The 17,555-nt window shown below is 53.8% G+C and carries 18 protein-coding genes; 7 read left to right on the top strand and 11 right to left on the bottom strand.

Features of this window, described 5'->3' with window-relative positions; genetic code table 11:
• The first annotated feature begins 8 nt into the window (after positions 1-8).
• On the top strand, positions 9-818 hold the full coding sequence (fdhD, locus tag AC0LWF_RS16745; RefSeq protein WP_474652683.1) for a formate dehydrogenase accessory sulfurtransferase FdhD: 810 nt from the start codon (positions 9-11) through the stop codon (positions 816-818).
• Positions 819-876: 58 nt separating this feature from the next.
• Here the strand turns inward: fdhD and AC0LWF_RS16750 are convergent, their stop codons facing one another.
• The 5 genes from AC0LWF_RS16750 to AC0LWF_RS16770 form a co-directional block, all read right to left on the bottom strand.
• Positions 877-1,365 (bottom strand): glutathione peroxidase, encoded by a 489-nt coding sequence (locus AC0LWF_RS16750; RefSeq protein ID WP_474652684.1) that lies wholly within the window; start codon positions 1,363-1,365, stop codon positions 877-879.
• Positions 1,366-1,541: 176 nt separating this feature from the next.
• Positions 1,542-3,401 (bottom strand): copper amine oxidase N-terminal domain-containing protein, encoded by a 1,860-nt coding sequence (locus tag AC0LWF_RS16755; protein WP_474652685.1) that lies wholly within the window; start codon positions 3,399-3,401, stop codon positions 1,542-1,544.
• A gap of 132 nt (positions 3,402-3,533) precedes the next feature.
• Positions 3,534-4,376, bottom strand: coding sequence for a sugar phosphate isomerase/epimerase family protein (locus tag AC0LWF_RS16760; protein ID WP_474652686.1), 843 nt, complete (start codon positions 4,374-4,376; stop codon positions 3,534-3,536).
• Positions 4,377-4,393: 17 nt separating this feature from the next.
• The gene (locus AC0LWF_RS16765; RefSeq protein WP_474652687.1) at positions 4,394-5,275 is read right to left on the bottom strand and encodes a sugar phosphate isomerase/epimerase family protein; all 882 of its coding nucleotides are present in this window, start codon (positions 5,273-5,275) and stop codon (positions 4,394-4,396) included.
• A gap of 15 nt (positions 5,276-5,290) precedes the next feature.
• On the bottom strand, positions 5,291-6,364 hold the full coding sequence (locus AC0LWF_RS16770) for a Gfo/Idh/MocA family protein (RefSeq protein WP_474652688.1): 1,074 nt from the start codon (positions 6,362-6,364) through the stop codon (positions 5,291-5,293).
• Between the two features lie 80 nt (positions 6,365-6,444).
• Between AC0LWF_RS16770 and AC0LWF_RS16775 the strand changes: the two genes are divergently transcribed.
• A complete protein-coding gene (locus tag AC0LWF_RS16775) occupies positions 6,445-7,302 on the top strand; it encodes a helix-turn-helix domain-containing protein (RefSeq protein ID WP_474652689.1) in 858 nt (285 codons plus the stop codon).
• Positions 7,303-7,388: 86 nt separating this feature from the next.
• Here the strand turns inward: AC0LWF_RS16775 and AC0LWF_RS16780 are convergent, their stop codons facing one another.
• Positions 7,389-7,976, bottom strand: coding sequence for a guanylate kinase (locus tag AC0LWF_RS16780; protein WP_474652690.1), 588 nt, complete (start codon positions 7,974-7,976; stop codon positions 7,389-7,391).
• A gap of 295 nt (positions 7,977-8,271) precedes the next feature.
• Here AC0LWF_RS16780 and AC0LWF_RS16785 point away from each other — a divergent pair, with 295 nt between their 5' ends.
• The 4 genes from AC0LWF_RS16785 (at position 8,272) to AC0LWF_RS16800 (ending at position 12,323) form a co-directional block, all read left to right on the top strand.
• Entirely contained in the window at positions 8,272-9,114 is an 843-nt protein-coding gene (locus AC0LWF_RS16785; RefSeq protein ID WP_474652691.1) for a hypothetical protein, read from the top strand.
• Between the two features lie 125 nt (positions 9,115-9,239).
• On the top strand, positions 9,240-10,532 hold the full coding sequence (locus tag AC0LWF_RS16790; RefSeq protein ID WP_474652692.1) for a LysM peptidoglycan-binding domain-containing protein: 1,293 nt from the start codon (positions 9,240-9,242) through the stop codon (positions 10,530-10,532).
• A gap of 575 nt (positions 10,533-11,107) precedes the next feature.
• The gene (locus AC0LWF_RS16795; RefSeq protein ID WP_474652693.1) at positions 11,108-11,341 is read left to right on the top strand and encodes a PspC domain-containing protein; all 234 of its coding nucleotides are present in this window, start codon (positions 11,108-11,110) and stop codon (positions 11,339-11,341) included.
• A gap of 277 nt (positions 11,342-11,618) precedes the next feature.
• Positions 11,619-12,323, top strand: a complete 705-nt coding sequence (locus AC0LWF_RS16800) for a PspA/IM30 family protein (RefSeq protein WP_474652694.1) — start codon at positions 11,619-11,621, stop codon at positions 12,321-12,323.
• 161 nt (positions 12,324-12,484) lie between these two features.
• Here the strand turns inward: AC0LWF_RS16800 and AC0LWF_RS16805 are convergent, their stop codons facing one another.
• From AC0LWF_RS16805 to AC0LWF_RS16815, 3 genes are all read right to left on the bottom strand, one after another.
• Positions 12,485-12,799, bottom strand: coding sequence for an RNA polymerase sigma factor (locus AC0LWF_RS16805; RefSeq protein WP_474652695.1), 315 nt, complete (start codon positions 12,797-12,799; stop codon positions 12,485-12,487).
• A gap of 91 nt (positions 12,800-12,890) precedes the next feature.
• Positions 12,891-13,553, bottom strand: a complete 663-nt coding sequence (locus AC0LWF_RS16810; RefSeq protein WP_474652696.1) for an HAD family hydrolase — start codon at positions 13,551-13,553, stop codon at positions 12,891-12,893.
• 77 nt (positions 13,554-13,630) lie between these two features.
• A complete protein-coding gene (locus tag AC0LWF_RS16815; RefSeq protein ID WP_474652697.1) occupies positions 13,631-14,134 on the bottom strand; it encodes a hypothetical protein in 504 nt (167 codons plus the stop codon).
• A 250-nt stretch (positions 14,135-14,384) separates the two neighbouring features.
• On the opposite strand from AC0LWF_RS16815, the gene AC0LWF_RS16820 reads away from it, so the two are divergent.
• Entirely contained in the window at positions 14,385-14,606 is a 222-nt protein-coding gene (locus AC0LWF_RS16820; protein ID WP_474652698.1) for a hypothetical protein, read from the top strand.
• Positions 14,607-14,691: 85 nt separating this feature from the next.
• Here the strand turns inward: AC0LWF_RS16820 and infC are convergent, their stop codons facing one another.
• The gene (gene infC, locus AC0LWF_RS16825) at positions 14,692-15,177 is read right to left on the bottom strand and encodes a translation initiation factor IF-3 (protein WP_474652699.1); all 486 of its coding nucleotides are present in this window, start codon (positions 15,175-15,177) and stop codon (positions 14,692-14,694) included.
• Between the two features lie 920 nt (positions 15,178-16,097).
• Positions 16,098-17,408, bottom strand: coding sequence for a TolB family protein (locus AC0LWF_RS16830; RefSeq protein WP_474652700.1), 1,311 nt, complete (start codon positions 17,406-17,408; stop codon positions 16,098-16,100).
• Positions 17,409-17,555 lie beyond the last annotated feature (147 nt).

Below are 17,555 nucleotides of genomic sequence, written 5' to 3' on the forward strand. Positions count from 1 at the left end.
CTGCAAACATGCTGCCAAAAATAACGACGAGATGGCGCATTACCCGCATCAGCGATGGAGCGGCCGCGCAGCAAGAGGATGATATTGCGACCGAATATCCGCTGACGGTCCGGGTTGGCGATGAGGAGTTTGCGACGATTGTCTGTTCGCCGACCGACCTCGAGGAGATGACGGTTGGCTTCCTCGCCTCCGAAGGCGTCATCCGTGGGGCGAACGAGATCAAGGAGCTGCGCATTGACGAGGAACGCGGCTTCGTCTACGTCGAGCTCGTTCATGAGCAGTCCACGAGCAAGGACGATTACGCGCGGCGGTTCATCGGCTCGTGCTGCGGCAAGAGCAGACAGTTTTATTTTCAAAATGATGTCCGTACCGCACGCACCTCAATGAGCCGCACGACTCTAACACCGGAGCAGTGCACCTCGCTCATGCGGCTGCTGCAGAGCAGCTCGAGCGAGTTCAAGCTGACCGGCGGCGTGCATAACGCCGCCCTTTGCACGCCGACTGGGCTGCTCGCGGTCCGCACGGACATCGGCCGGCATAACGCGCTCGACAAGCTGTTCGGCTATGCGCTGCAGCAACGGCTTCCGATCACCGACAAAATCATTGCCTTCAGCGGACGCCTCTCCTCCGAGGTCGTGCTGAAAGCCGCCAAAATCGGCGTCGGCATCATGCTCTCCAAATCCGCGCCGACCGATCTCGCGCTGAAGCTCGCCGAGGACCTCGGCATCACCTGCGTCGGATTCATTCGGGGCAGCGAGATGAATGTGTATACGCATGGCCATCGCATAATAGAAAATAGGGGCTCGAGCGCTGAATAGCGCTTTAGCCCCTTTTGCATGTTCGCAATTGCGTATGATATGCTGCATTGCTGCAACGTTATTTCGCCTTTGCAAGCAGCTTCTTGATCTCAGCCTCGATCTTCATCGGCTTCGTCGCCGGAGCGAACCGTTTCACGACTCGTCCTTCGGAGTCAACGAGGAACTTCGTGAAGTTCCACTTGATCCTGCCGGAACCGAGGAAGCCTGGCGCCTTCTGCTTCAAGTACTTGTAGAGCGGGTCAGCGTCCTGCCCGTTCACATCGATTTTGCCGAGCAGCGGGAACGTTACGCCGAAGTTAAGCTGACACGCTTGCGCCATCTCGCTGTCCTTTACCGGCTCTTGATTCGCGAACTGATTGCACGGGAAGCCAAGTACCGCTAAGCCCTCGTTCTGGTAAGTCTCATGCAGCCGCTGCAAATCGTTGAATTGTGGAGCGAGGCCGCATTTGGTCGCCGTATTTACAATGAGAAGGACCTTGCCGCTATAATCCGCCAGCGACTTCTGCTCGCCTCTCGATGTCTTCACCTGGAAATCGTATACGCTCATGGTTCGTCACCTCATTTATATTTTACACAATTATATTTTACACAATTCAGAATGCATTGGAAAGGAGAAAAATAATCTGCTAAACACCAAAAGCCCCTTCCCGCCAGTACAGCGGAATCGAGGCTTAGCAACCTGCTTGGCGCAGTTCATATTGTGATGGTCAGCCTGTGCACCACCTAGCTGACAACAACCACAAAGCTAACAAGCGTCGACCAACTGCCGCTGAACCCTGGCACGCTGTCCGGGGGACTGTACAGCGTCACCGCATAGGTGCCCGGTCCTTTATTCGGCGTAAGCCGGTACGTGAACTTACCTTCTTTAACGGGAATATCGACAAGCTTGCTCTCCACACTGCCAATGCGATAGCCAATTTGAACCGAGTCGAAGCCCGCTCCTTTAAACTCCCCGGCAATGTCAATCGCGGCGCCGTTACTCATCTCCGCATAACCGCTCGGCCACGCCTTCCCGTTGCTGCTCGTCAGCTTCATCTCAACCTTCACATTATCCGTGAACACTGAGCCATCCGTGCGAAACGGCACATCTGCAGCCTTGATCGTCGTCTGAAGCGGAATACTGTTAATGACACGCTTCGTCTGCATATCGCGCATGACAAAAGCATTATCCCCCGGCACCAAATGTACGCCCACCTTGTACAGTTGATACTTCAAGCTATTATAGCCAGCCGGAGGCTTTTGCTGCTCGTAGCTCCATCCTGTCCCTGGCCCTAACCGCTCGTTGTAATAGTTGAACGGAGGTCCTCCAATGCTGAGCACCGATGTCTGATAATCCGCAGTGTGAATAACAGGAGGCACGACAGAGTTGGTCGACCAGTGCGCATAATGCACCATGATCGACTTCGCTCCAGCGTCATAGCTGACAGGCAGTCCGAACTGCTCGGTCATGAACCGGAGCGGCACCAGCGTCGTGCCAGCCTTCACCACAAGCGGCACGGTTGCCACCTTCTCCTTTTTTCGGAACACTTCGCCGGTACTCAGCTGGAGCTTCAGCTCGTTCTGCCAGCCATTCTGGGAGACGTAGACCGCGGCCCCGCCACCTTCCTCTGCCACATATTGGATCTGGCCGCCAATAATGTTTGCAATATCCCTCAGCGGCAGGAATGCCGTGCCGTCCTTCACTAGAGGCGCCTGCGCCAGCGGTACAAACTTATTCTCGAACGGCTTGAACATCTCGCCGCGTCCCGCCTGCAGGTTCAGCTGCATATCCACAGGCAGCAGCACGATATCCGCCGAGTCGAGCAGGTTCAGAACAGGCCGGAAGCTGGTCAGCATCGAGGCAAAATCATCAAGCGAGCCATAGCTTACGAAAGAGTAGTACGTGCTGCCGTCATTCGTCCAGCTCGCTGAATACGTCACTTTCCCTGCGACCGAGCTTGAAACAAGCACCGTGCCTGTCGAGCCGCTCACCGGCGCACCTGGCTTTATCATCGAAGCAAACTTATCGCTCAGCTGCTTCGATAGCTCAGCACCAACTCCATCACCCCAGAACTTCCAGCCGCCAGTCCCACTGCTCGCCAGCTGCTTCGCACTCGCCGGTACGGCCAATCCCGCTTCGCTCGCTTTCCCTGCCGCAAGCCGGTAGAGCACATCCGCAGTCTCAGGCTTCACGCCAGTCTGATCGCCAGCCCCAAGCAGCCTCGCCTCGACTAGCTTTGCCGAACGGTATGCCGTCAGCTCATATCCATCCGCTGTCAGCTGACTCTGCATCCCGTAATACTGCCAGCCTGAATCCGGCAGCCGCGTCGGCAAATACGCCGTGACAGGACTCTCCTTGTACAGCTGCTTCGCCAGCGCACTCGTAAAATGCGTATAATACCCAAAGCCCGGGTCAAGCTCAGGCTTCCCCAAGCCCGTTAACCGCGACGGCACGCCAGTTTCGGTCCCAGCCCAAGTCCCCGTTCCAATACCGGCCTCAGCCTCTGTTCCAGCCGTTGCCTCTGCTCCAGCCCCATCTGCCGCGGCCACGAACAACGCTGCCGCAAGCAGCATCAATCTTGTCCACTTCCTACTCCTTGACATCTGTCTCAACCTTCCTTTCACAGTAAACTCACCGTTTTTACAGACGCTTCCATCGCCGAAAGGTTGCAAGCATACAAAAAAGCCCCCAAACCATCAGCATCTGCCGACCGTTCGGGGACTCCACACTCTCTATTAAACGCGCGTACCTTCCACGCTCTTGCGAAGCAGTTCAACCGCTCTTGCCGTACCGGTCTTCTGCTCCTCCAACCCTTCATACTCGACGCTCATCCAGCCGCCGTAGTTCGCTCCTGCGAGACGTCCGACAATGTCAGCAACATCGACGCTGCCCTCTGTCGGAACAGAGCCCACGAACGGTCTGCCGTCCAGCGAGCGGTATACACCCTCGGTCACTTCCGGACCGACAAGCTTAAAGTCCTTCGCATGCACGTGGCGGATGAACGGCTTCAACGCTTCGAATGCCGTCTGCGGCACATCGTCGACGAGCAGGAAATTACCCATATCGAACGTGCTGCGCAGCGCCGGCGATGCAACTGCAGCGATGATCTCTTCCACTTGCTCCGATTTGCCAGCGAACACGCCATGGTTCTCGAGGCAAAGCACAATGCCTTTCTCTAGCGCATATGCCGCACCGGCTGCCAATCCTTCCACAATCCAGCCTTTGCCCTGCTCGAAGCTGATGCCTTCCTTGCGGTCGCCTGCGAAGACGCGCACCACTTCCGCGCCAAGCTCTACCGCCATATCAACGGCCAGCTTAATATCGTCTAGCTGCGCTTCGCGCTCTTCAGCCGTCAGCTTAACGAAGTCATTGCATGCGCCGAAGCAAGCCAGCTTCACATTATTGCGCGCCAGCGCCTCGCGCACTGCAGGCAGATCACGCTCCGTATTCCAGAACACGCTCAGCAGCTCCACGCCGCCTGCGCCGATTGATGCTGCATAGTCGATGAAGTCGGCATTTTGCCAAGAGCCGTCGTACAGATACTTGTGGCAGCTCCATACACTTACTGCGATTTTCATAACTGACCAACCTCCTCTTAACGATACCTTTTAATAAATTCAACCGCTTTGCGAATATCGAGCTCCGGCTTTGCGCCAACCTCACGCTCAATGGTTAGATAACCTTTATAACCGATCGACTGCAGCGCGGCAAAATAAGCGTCAAAGTCAACGCCGCCCTCGCCAAGCGGCACTTCTTCAAAGTCCGCACCGGCAGCAGCCATCTCGGCAATATGCTCATGCGTCATTTTCTGATAACCGAGGAATCCGTACACCTGCCGCGGATCAACGACACGCATCCGCTTGCCGTCCTTCACATGTGTATGCACAATATAATCTTTGAGCGTAATGACGCCCTGCACCGGGTCGTCGCCTGTCACCATGACCATGTTCGCCGGATCAAAGTTAACCGACACGCCGTTCGTGCTAAGCGTATCAAGGAAGCTCTTGAGGTGAGCAGCCGGTTCCGGCCCTGTCTCAATTGCAAAATACGAATTCAAGCTCTTCGCATACTGGCCAAGCTCCTCGCAAGCTTGCTGCATCGCCGTGTAAATCGCGCCATTCCGGTCATCCGGCACGATGCCGATATGCGTCGTTACGACGTTCGTACCGAGGTCAACGGCAAGATCGAGAATCCGCTTCGACTGCTCGACTTTCTCTGCATTAGCCGCTCCATCCTGGAAGCCGTGGCCGCCGAGGTCGCCGCATAGCGCGGAAATTTCCAAACCCAGTCCGTCAATATAAGAACGCAGCTCGCGTCTTGCCGCCGCATTCAAATTCGCAGGGTCCATCTCGCCGGATACGGCATAGATTTGCACGCCCTCCGCGCCGACTTCCTTCGCTTTCAACAATCCGTCACGTACGCCAATGCCGAAGCTGTCAACGATAACGCCGATTTTGTTCGTCAATTGAATCGCCATATCTATAGGTCCTCTCTATTCAAAAGTAATTTCTTTCCCAGTAGCTGCCGACTCATAGATCGCACACAGCATACGCGTCACTTCAACGCCGTCTTGAACCGGGCTCAGCGTCTCCGCTTTGCCTAGGCAGCTGTTTACGAAATGACCGATCTCGCGTCCGAACGCATCCTCGAAGTCGAATGTCTTATGATCGATTTGCGGAGTCAGATTCACGATCGTATCATGCTGCTCGCCCATAATGACAAGTGCCGGCTCAACTTCTGCGCCGCCCTTATCACCGAAGATTTTCACGGAAATCTCGTCCTTCTGAGCATGCAGCGTGAAGCTGACGTCAACCATCAAGGAAGCGCCGTTCTCGAAGCGGATAATCGCATTCGCCAAATCTTCAACATCGTTGCGCTCAGCGTCGTAGTCAGCCGCTTTGTAGAAGCCGAGGTTCTTAATATGCGAACGGTTGCCAAGCTTCTTATACGTATTGCCTGTGACCGATTTCACCTTCGGACGGCCCATCAAGTACCAGCAAATATCAATGATATGAACGCCAAGATCAATCAGCGGTCCGCCGCCGGAGCGTTCCTTATCGGAGAACCAGCCGCCTGGGTTACCAAGTCTGCGCAGGCAAGTCGCCTTCGCATAGTAGATTTCTCCAAGATCGCCTGCGTCAATGAAGCGCTTCAGCACTTCGACGCTGGAAGCATAGCGGCGTACGAAGCCAACCTGCAGCAAGCGGCCCGATGCTTCTACAGCAGCGGCAACGCGTTCCGCGTCTTCAACGGTCTTCGTAAGCGGCTTCTCGCAAAGCACATGCTTGCCCGCTTCGAGCGCCGCAATGGTGATCTCCGCATGCGTGTTGTTCCAAGTACATACGCTAATCGCATCAATACCCGGGTCAGCAAGCAGTTCTCTGTAATCGGCGTACACTTTGGCTGCGCCATACTTGTCCGCCGCCGCGCGCGCACGCTCTTCATTCTTATCGCAAATCGCAACTAGCACTACATTCGGATTCGCTGCATATGCACCTAGATGCGCGCCGGAGATGGAGCCCGCTCCGACAACGCCAATGTTAAGCTTCTCTTGAGTATTCGTCATTATTAGCCAACCTTTCCTATATGTAATCGGTTTCGATATAATGAGTTTAACTTGTCATTTCAGATGGGAGAATGCACAGCATGCCAACCTATATGGACAATATGATCAGTCCTTTGCCACTTCGGCTATTCGACTCGATGGTCGATATAACGAAGCTGCGCGTCAAATCGCTTACGATCGTTCATGCCGGGCATTTGCCTGGACGAACGTTGCAGCGAGGGAAGACGAAATTTGATCATTGGGCGTTCGTCTATATTAGCGCAGGCCGCGGGTACTACCAAGCAGGCGACGGAGAACGGCAGACCGTCGAAGCCGGCTCTCTCTTCTGCTTCTATCCCGGCGAAGTGTTCCAATATGGTCCCGAGAAGAACGGCTTCTGGGACGAATACTATTTCACCATAGAAGGAGAGCGCATCCAAGAGTGGGTCGCCAATTGGTACAAGCAGCCGGAGCTAGTCAAGCATATCGGAACGGACGAAAGCTTTTTCAGCAAAATCGAGCTCATCTTCCAGCTAATCGACAGCGCTGTACCCGCCAACCAGGATCGTGCAGCCCTCGCGCTGGAGTCGCTGCTGTTTGACATGATGCTTCGCTGGGACAGTCCCGAGACAGAAAGCCGCTCGCTGTTCGTTCACAAGGTCATTGACGACTTGTCCGAGTCGATCTATCAACCGCTCGACACGGCTGCGCTTGCGGCGCGCCATCATATCTCCATCCCGACGCTGCGCCGCATCGTGCATGGGTATACTGGATATCCGCTTGGCGAATATCTTCACCGCCTTAAGGTGGCGGAAGCGAAGAAGCTGCTCGTCAGCACGGACAAGACCGTCAATGAGATTGCGTCGATGCTCGGCTATTCAGATATGTTTTATTTTTCGCGCGTGTTCAAGAAGATGACCGATACTGCTCCGCGAACGTACCGGAGGCGCATGGGATGATAGGATGTCCGCTGACTGATGCCAAACAAATAAGCCCGCCCTCTTCTTATGTTGAAGGGGCGAGCCTAAGATGAACAGCGCATCTGCTAATCACGTTCTTCAAGGTTACGCTGCAGGTAGCTCTCCAGCGTGTTCGAAATATCGAAGACGGTATGGGCTAAATCGTAGTTTTCAAAAGCATGCTCGCAGCTTGCCTGGTACCGTATCGCGGTTTCGTATTGATTCAAATTGGATGCGATGATTGCAGGATCGATCCCCGCCTCGCTTTGGCGCTGCTGCACCGTCCGCCGGTCAGCGTAGATGAAGATGCGAACGACCCTATCGCCATACGTATCCTTCAGCGCATGGGCTCCTTCAGGGTTAAGAATCAGATAAATGCTTCCGTTCCTCTTCAGGTGGTACGCAATATCCTTCGCCCGCAAGCCGTAACGGTTCTCGTTCACGGTTACGCTTTCAATAAAATCGCCGTCCGAGTCAAATTGCTCATAAAGCTCGGGTGTGATGAAATGATAATCTTGGCCGTTAATCTCTCCGAGCCGAGGCCTGCGCGTTGCAAAAGAAATGACCTTCGCAATGCCGAGCGTTGCGCCTACACTGTCAGCGACCGTCTTGCGTCCGGAGCCGTCAGGTCCCGTAAATACAAAAATCAGCTCGCGTTCTTGCTGTTCACCCATTCGCACAACCTCCTGAACTTACCGATTTTAGGTACGTTTCTTGCAACAAAATGTTACAGAGTCAGGCATGGCAAGGTATAACATTTCTATTATAACTTAAACCAAATTAATCCAGCAATCGTTCTATTCGCGCGATGCTTGACTATTTCTATTAAATCGGATATATTTTACAAAAATCATATAAACCGGATTATCTTACGTCGGAAGCACCCGTAAGCAAAGGCTCTTTATGTAGCCTTTCTTGCGGGTTTTTTGCGTTTTCCGGGCATTTAACACACAAGGAGGAATGAGTCCTATGTTACATGTTATGAAGGGAAAAGCGTTTTCAGCCTTGCTAATTATTCTTATTGCAGTGATTGTGGCCATTGGCGGAGTGTCCGGCGTTGCCGTGGCCTCGTCCGTGAAGCTGACGAACGCAGCACAAGCTTCGCTTGGGAAACTGATATCCGCGGCCAGCCCGCAGATGAGAGACAAGCTGCAGGCACAATCACTGGTCCTGTCGGTCCTGCAGCAATCAGAGGATACGCTTGATAAGCAGATTAAGACGCTGCACGACAACAATGGCAATGCGCTTACTGCCGTTCGCGAGCGGATTAAAGGGATTGATGCGGATAAGCTGAACAAGCTCGCTCAGGATGCCGCTTCCACGCGCGAGAAATATAAGCCATTCCTATCGTTATACACGTCTCTCAATGCACAGATCAAGGATGCCAAATCTTTGAAGCTGAAGACACTCGCTTCCTTGCTGCAGGCGCAAGCTGACGGATTGAAGCCGGCTGTGATGCTTGCCCGCGCCGATATTCGCGCGCGAGATGATGCGCTGAGAGTCGCCAGAGCGGCGGTTGCTAGCAAAGTTAAGCATCTGCGCGCGATGCTGGCAGTTATCACTCCGCTGCGCGATCAAATTAGATCGGTGCAGGCAGTCATTTCCGGCACGAAGAAGAACATCTCGCCTGTCATCACGACACTGAACGCGTCAATGAAGAGCGGTACCTTCGAAGGAACGATGCAATCGCTGACGACGCTCTCCTCGCTGTCTCGTACGATAGTCGAGCAGAAGCAGAGAATTAGTAGCTTCGAGAGCCGCATCAGCAGCATTATAACCGCAACGAATGCGCAAATTGCTGCCAAATCATAATTGGCTGCTAGATTGAGCAGTAACCTCTGACACTCTGACATGTATGGCAATTGTCATGAATAGCATGTAGAAGGCGAACTGCGTACGCACGGCTATTCTTGGTTGTACATAAGGAGGAGATCAACTTGCAGATTCATGTTGTTCAAGTGGGGCAGACACTTTATCGGATCGCCCAAACGTACGGCGTACCGGTAGAGTCCATTACGGAGGCGAATGAGATATCCGCCAGCAATGCACTCGTGATTGGACAGGCATTAGTTATCCCAATCGTCGGGCAGTATTATTGGGTTCAGCAAGGCGACACCCTTACTTCGATCGCTCGCAGATTCGGCACGACTGCGTCAGAGATCGCGACCGCGAACCGCATCTCGCTGACTGCGCCATTGAAGTTGGGGCTTCGGCTATATATTCCGCCAGCTCCTAAGCGTAATGCCGCCGTGAACGCGTACATCGAGCCGCGAGGCGGAAGTGTATCGGCTGCGCTCATTCAGGCTGCCCGCGATGCTGCGCCTCACTTGACCTACCTCGCCCCGGCGAACTTCCGCATTAAGCGCGACGGCACGCTTGCACCGCCACCGCTTGACGATCTGTCGTCTATCGCTCGCAGTCAGCGCGTTGCGATGATGATGACCGTTACGAATACGGAGAATGATCAGTTTAGCGCGGAGCTTGGCGAGCTGATCCTGAACGATACGGCGCTGCAGGATAAGCTGATCGCGAATATTTTGGAGATGGCGAAGAGGCTCGGCTACCGCGATATCCATTTTGACATCGAGCACTTGCGGCCGGAGGATCGGGAAGCCTACAACCGCTTCCTGCGCAAAGCGGTCGTTCCGATTCATGCAGCAGGGCTTTCGATGTCCACCGCACTCGCGCCGAAGACGAGCGCGGCCCAGCAAGGCGCGTGGTACACCGCGCATGACTACAAGGCGCATGGTCAAATCGCCGACTTCGTCATCATTATGACTTACGAGTGGGGCTACAGCGGCGGGCCGCCAATGCCGGTCTCGCCGATCGGACCGGTTCGCACCGTGCTTGAATATGCGCTCACCGAGATTCCGGCGAACAAGATCATGATGGGCCAGAATTTGTACGGCTACGACTGGACACTCCCTTACGTGCCAGGCGGTGCTTATGCCAAAGCGATCAGCCCGCAGGCGGCGATTGCTCTCGCCAGGGAGCGCGGTGCGAACATTCAGTACGATTACACCGCGCAGGCTCCGCACTTTACGTACTGGGACGACAACCGCAAGGAGCATCGGGTCTGGTTCGAGGATGCGCGCTCCATCCAGGCAAAGTTCAATCTGCTGAAAGAACTCAATCTGCGCGGCATCAGCTACTGGAAGCTCGGCCTTAGCTTCCCGCAGAACTGGCTGCTGCTGGAGGATAACTTCAAAGTGACGAAGCTGCTTCCTTAATCCGGTGGCAGCGCTGGAAAAGTGGACCGCCACTTGAGCATTGTGTGCTCAGGTGGCGTTTTTTTGCTTAGCTGCCCCCGCCAAACTGCCGTTCCGGCTATCGAGTGCGGCAAAATCCTCTCGCGGCACGGAACTGCACCGCTATTCGCCACGGGTTGGAGGTGAGAGAGGCTAAATCCTCTCTCACCTCATCAAAACTACCGTTCCGGCTTTCGAGTGCGGCAATATCCTCTCTCAGCTTGAGTCTGCCACTCGACTCGCCGCGGTTTCGGGGTCGAGAGAGCAAATACGCTCTCTCAGCTCCAAAATCGCGCTAAAAATCCGCCGAGAGCACATATATGATCTCTCAGCTGCCAACCCACCGCCAAGGTCTCCCTCCTCGTCACAGCCGCCTTAGGTCGGAGTGGTCCCCCGCCTTAAGGCCAGCTTCAGAAACAGCCGCTGGACGGTTACGAGGAACGCTGCAAATCTTTAAACTAAGGATATCGGTTAGCGCAATACACACCGCACTTTATATCAATCAGCACACTCACTATAGAAGAACACAACGACAACGAATAAGGAGATGCATTCACATGAAGAAGCTTTACCGTTCAACCTTGGATCGCAAAATTACTGGTCTTGCCGGCGGGATTGGAGATTGGCTCGGCGTTGATCCGACAATCGTCCGGCTCGTGCTCATCGTTTCCGGCGTATTCAGCTTTGGCACGACGCTGCTGCTGTACATCATCACCAGCTTACTTGTTCCAAAGGCGCCGTTCGAGGTTATTCCTCTGCCTCCAACCGGTTCGTACCGTTACTTTGGATAATCGAGACAAATGAAGAGCGGTAGGTAGCCCACTTGAAAAAAGATCAGCAAAATGAGCTCATGAAGGATGCGCAACACGCCTCCCGGGCAAAAAAACAAACGAATTCGCTCCATGCAGGGTATCTGCTACTCCTCTTGAGCAAAAGAACAACGAATTCGCTCCATGTAGGGTTCTCACTCCCCTTCTTGAGCATAAAACCAACAAATCCGCTCACTGTAGGGTAGACAATCCCTCCTGAGCAGAACCACCACTACTTTATCAATTAGGAGATGTTCATATGAGTTTGTTAAACCGTTTATTCAATATTACGCAGGCCGCTGCCAATGAGCTGCTCGATAAGTTGGAAAGTCCCGCGATGATGCTGAATCAGTACGTTCGCGGCATGAATGATGATATTGCGAAGACTGAACAGGAATTAATCAAGCAAGAGGCGACTGCGAAGAACATGGCGCAGCAAGCTCAGGAAGCGTCCGTGATGGCGGAGCACTGCGAAGCCAAAGCGATGGATGCGATGAGAGCCGGACTTGAAGGACAGGCGCGCGAATCGCTAGCCGCCAAGCTCCATTATGTGGAGAAGGCGAAGGAGTATACGCAGTGGCACGAGAGTGCAAAACAGCGTGTTGCCGAGCTGTCCCGTCAGCTCGAGCTTGCACACGAGGAGCATGAGAAGCTGCTGAAGAAGCGCGAAGAGCTGCAAGCCCGGATTCAGCAGGCAGCAGCCAAAACACGCTCCGCGATGCCGAATTTCAGCTTCGGCCGCAATGACTTTGAAGGCGGCTTCGCATCGCGCGGCTTCCAGCGCATCGAAGAGAAGATTGCGCAATGGGAAGCGCACCTGGAGCTAAACCGCCGCGGCCCATACGGTTCAAGCGCGAGCGCATATGGCACACCGTCCGGCGCAGCACCTCAAGCTGCCAATCAATCGCTGGTTGATGAGCAAATGGAGTTACTTCGCAAGAAGCTGCCAAACGAAAACGAATAACGATAGCCATCTCTGCAAAAAATAACAACCTGACCTCTCGCTGAAGGTCAGGTTGTTTGCATGTTATACCAGTGTTCCTGTGTTCTTCCCGTGTTCTTCCCGTGTTCCTCCCGTGTTCCTCCTGTGTTACGCCAGTGCACCATTGTTACGCCAGTATTCTTTCAATGCTCTTCCCATACTACGCCATCCACTCCGCCAGCTGAGCCCTGCCGCGCCGACCGGCGATTTCGCTGTAGCTTGATTGCTTGAATATCCGCAAATAGAGCGAGCGCAGCGCGAGTAAGCGGCTTGAGGCGCAGCAGCATGAGGCGAACGAAGCATTCGAAATCGCTATCGAGCATCGCTTGCTCCCGCGTTACCCTACTTAGCATCGAATCGCAGAGCGGCTGCCACGTGATTCTTTTCTTGCGGCGCCACTGGTCAATGTACAGCCGATAGCCCGTTCGGCTCAGCCATCTCTTCGGATAGTTAGGCATACCGCGCCTCCCTGCATTACCAGCCGCCGGAAAGCCTCCTGCACCAAATCAGCCGGGTATGATTGGCATGATCTACTAAGTCTATCAGGCTCTACTTGGCTAGTTTACGAAGCAGCTCCTCCAGTTCAATACCTTCAAAACCATCCAGCATCACATCGGCCTGCGACAGATTCATCTGCGCTGTCACCGGGTTCGGCACCGCAATTGCACGCAATCCCGCCAGCTTAGCTGCTGTAAGCCCGTTCAGCGAGTCTTCGACCGCTACCGCTTCGTCCGCACTCACGCCGAGCCGCTCCAATGCGAGCAAATACAAAGCCGGGTCCGGCTTCGCTCGCAGCACATCGTCTCTCGTACAGATGACTTCGAAATATTCGGCGATTCCCTGCTCCTTCAAATGCCGGTCTATCCACAAGCGATCCGAGCTGGATGCAAGAGCGATGCGCAATCCAAGCCGCTTTGCCTCATCTAAAATCTCTTGCACGCCCGGCCGCAGCACCGCGCTATGCAGCTCCTCGTCATGCAGCTGGTCGAAATGCTTTTTCAACTGAGCCCGGTCGAGCGGTCTGCCTGCCAGCTCCTGCAGGTGATCGTACGGGTCGAATGGGCTGTCCACCGTTCCGATACAGATGGCCCACTTCTCGAGCGCGAGCTCTTGCCCATAATGGTTGTACACTTTGCAGATCGCCTCATAGGCGCATGTTTCCGTATCCATCAGCGTACCGTCAAAATCAAAAATAATCGCTTTAATCGTCATCCTTCTCGTCCCCCTTTATAATGTGAACAAACAAAAGAACCGCCAGAATCGCATATCGCCCTGACGGTCCATATTCATTACAGTAAGAAGAAGCCTTCCTCCTGCAAATATTGCTCTGCCTCTTCGTAGGTTTCAAGCACCATCTCCAGGCTCGCGCCTGCATATACATACCAGAGATCGTCCTCATGACGCAAAATCAGCGATTGTCTATCCGGTCCAAACCATGTCGATGACGACACTTCGCTTCTGCTGCGCGGCACGCTCGCCGCTTCTCTAACTGACCGCTCGTTCCATTCCGGCTTCCGGTAGGAGAGTGATCGGATAGACTCCTCTACCAGCTTGCGGAACGCATCCTCGTCATAGCTGCGAATGTTAACGAACCCCTTGTCATCGGTATCATAACCTTCCAGGTTGCCGGCATAGATGAAGCCGTTTCCGTTCGGGTGCAGGTGAAACGCGACATTTTTCTTGTCATACAGGCTCTCTTCGTACTGATAATTGACGCGGCCTAGTGACACGTCCTTCCGCTTGAGCTCAGGATAGGACTCCAAAATCAATACTTTCTGGTCGAAGCTGAGCATAATCGCCTCCGGATAATGGAAATAGTTGCTGTGATTATAACACAGCGATGCAGCAACTCCAAAGCTCACATAAGCTGGAAGAGTTCTGTTACGATATTTTATGATACGGCGGCTGTTTTCTAGTACTTGTACCCAAAAAAAGTTCACAATATTCCCTGGCATTGATGGGCAGAATAGGAAGGAATGGACACAAAAGAATTGCAAGGTATGGCAAGGCAGCACCCATCCCAAGAGAAGGTGGCAATATGTAATGAAAAACCGAGACACCCACGATGAGTATGATGAGTACTACAACGAAACCTCCAACACAGCGGCAGGCATTAATACGCCGCGCGATCACGAAAGCTCCGGTCCGCTAGACATGCTCAGCGACGCGGTAGAGGAGATTGTCGATAACGTGCAGCATTCGTTCGGCAGCCATGACCCGGATGAGGATGTGTACCGGAATTATTCAGACCGGCATTCGTTCTGAACGAGCAGCGATAGCTAAAAGGTACAGTCGCAGCCGCGCACAAGAAAGGAGCATTTCCCAAGCGGAGGATGCTCCTTTCATCGTTTTACAAGGGCAGCAGCCGGACGGCAGCCTGTTTGCCGCTCAGCTGGATGCCTGTCTCCTTCTTGCCGCTGCCGGCAAGATCCTTCACCAGCTGCTCCAGCAGTTCTTTCGCCTTGGCGCCTTCTTTGCCTTGGATGCGAACGACAAGATCGACCGCATTGCCCGAGGCGAGCAGCTTCTCGCACTGGCGCAGCTTCGTGTCGTAATCGTGGTCTTCGATATGCGGCGTCAGCCGAATCTCCTTCGCCTTCAGCAGCTGATCCTTCTTCTTCTCCTCGCGCTTCTGCGCCGATGCGTCCTGCTTCGCCGATCCTTTGCTGATCAGCTTGCATGGCGGCGGACTGCTCATGAGAGACGTGCAGATCAGATCCACCTTGTACTGCTTCGCGAGCGCCAGCGCCTCTTCCCGCGAGACGATGCCAAGATCCTCGCCGTTTATCCCGGTTAGGAGAACCTCGGATGCTTTGATTTGTTCATTGACGATCATGACTGTAATCGTTCCTCTCTATATAGAGCTTATCGAATAAAGTGAAATCCATGTTTTATTTATGTTTGCGTTTAATCCAAGACCAAAAGAAGGGATATACAGGTAAGCAACATAATTCTTTTCATAACAATCTTCCTTCTATTTCACATCTCAATTGGTACAAATAATTAACTATTTCATGTTCATCATGCCTATCAGTGTACCATATGAAGGAACTGAACCATCAGTCTATTCATGACGATCATTAGTCACCGTGCTCAGACTGCCCTTAATAGTGACGAGGACCATGCGCTATTCCAAATTTTCGGCTAGCACTGGCAAGCCACGCCCTGTAGAACGGTTGCCACGAAGGCTATTTCGTCTCAAAAGAGCGATTAGAATCGCTAACGGTTATCAGCGAGCCTATTTGGCGAGATTAGCATCGAAATCACTCGGTTTGGACGAAGTAACCTCTGCGGCAGCCGTTAAATTTTTAGAAGGGCCGTTTTTGTGCAAATAAGCGCTGCAGCAACCGTTAGAAGTTGGACGCAGTTCCTTACCGACGTTTGGTAAAACAAAATTGCCATCGCGCTTGGCGTACAAATGGAATGCATTTCACCATCAAAAAAAGACACCTTCACAGGTGTCCGGAAATAAGAAAGTCACGGGCGCCATCGAAGCCAACGCAACCGAAAGCAACCGAAAGCTAACGGAAGCTAACGAACTCCAGACGCCTTATTGGGCGCAAATAGCTCGTTGTGAACGAATCTCGGAAACGCTATTTCGATGAAATCAGCCTCTTCCGACCGTAAAAGTGGTGAATAACGCTTTTGTAGTTCGTTATATTTTTTTGAACGTTAGATTGGGACCGATAAGGTGTTTAAGATTCGTTAGCTGGCCGAGCGTCGCGAGCGGCAGTCTGCCCCTCCCCACCAGAATCCTCAATAAAACTTCAGCACCGATCCCCAGCTCCACTGCTCATAGAAATTGTCGCCGATATCAATGTCCTTGATCCATACGCTCGCTTTCTTCCCGATCTTGTCCGGCGGTGCGAGCATCACGTCTGCTGTCGTCTTGTTCGACCGCACCCAAGCGAGGCCGTTAACGCCTAGCGCTACAGGCTGATAGTCGCCTGTTTCGTTGCTGGTTCTTGTGATGCGCTTCTGCTGACCGCCGCTGAGCTTCACGTTCACCAAATTTGGATAAGGCCGCTGCTCCGGATTGCAGATATCTCCGCTTTCTTTGGCCCGCTGCACGATGATGTCGCTCCTAGTGAGCCATGTGAAATTCTGATCTGCATAGCCCGCAGGCGTATATGACGGTCCCTGCCGGAACTCAGGCGCCACGGCGACTTTCAGCTGTTTGTTCGAGATGGCCTCACGCCCGATACCGCTTATAAAGCCAAGTGAATCGCTCTGTGCCGACCATTCGAACCAGTTCGCATTGTTCACCATCATATCGACAGGCTTCAGCTGCTTCCCATCAGAGGACAGCACGCATAACGTGTTGCCGTCTGCGGACAACGAGGCTGTTGGCGTCGCCAGGAACGCGATCCACCTGCCGCTCGCCGACCACTTGAACGTGCTCGTGCCCACGACGACCTGATCGTTCAGCTTAGCTGGCAGTACCGTCAAGAGCTTCGCCCGCGTTCCACCTGCGGCAGGTCCGCTCGGCAGCATGACTTCAACGAGCCGTACCGGTGTCCAAGCACCGCCTTGCAGCAGGTGAGCCGCCGTTGCTACGAGGAAACCATCGCCATCTGGCAGCCAAGCATAATCTCCGATGTCGCCTACAGCTCCTGTCACTTCGACCGGCTGCGAGGTGTCCGCCGTACCGACGACATACAGCCGCTGATTCCGCTCGAAGGCAAGCAGCCCACGGTTCGGGGACCACGCATAACGGCTGGCGTCTGCGCCCGCCGCTACGAGTCGGCTTTTGCCTGATGCGACATGCACCATCCACAGGTCCTGCCCGTTCTCCCCTCTGGTATATGCAAGCCAAGCTCCGTCTGCCGACCATTTCGGCCCGCGCACCCGGTTCGCGTCCGTCAAACGCCTCTCGCCGCTGCCATCTACCTTCACCCACAGCGCACCGTCGCGAACGAAGGCTGCCATGAGCGGCTTCTTCGGCATTGGCTCAGCCGACTTCGCCTGCACAGCCCCACTGAAGAAGACAGCAGCAAGCAACAGCAACAGCGCCGGCAGTAGGCCTTTTCTTAACCACATTCGCAAACTAACTCGATCGTTTCTCATCGATACCCTCCACCCTCAACTAAATCCTCACGTAGTATGGGCGGATTTCCCAATGACTATGAATCAAGTGTAGCCGGCTGTCGACATCCTTACGGCAAAAGCTTACGTTTCGCGGAAGCATTATAGAAATATATAAAAAAAGACAGC

This window comes from Paenibacillus sp. sgz302114, from assembly GCF_056120345.1.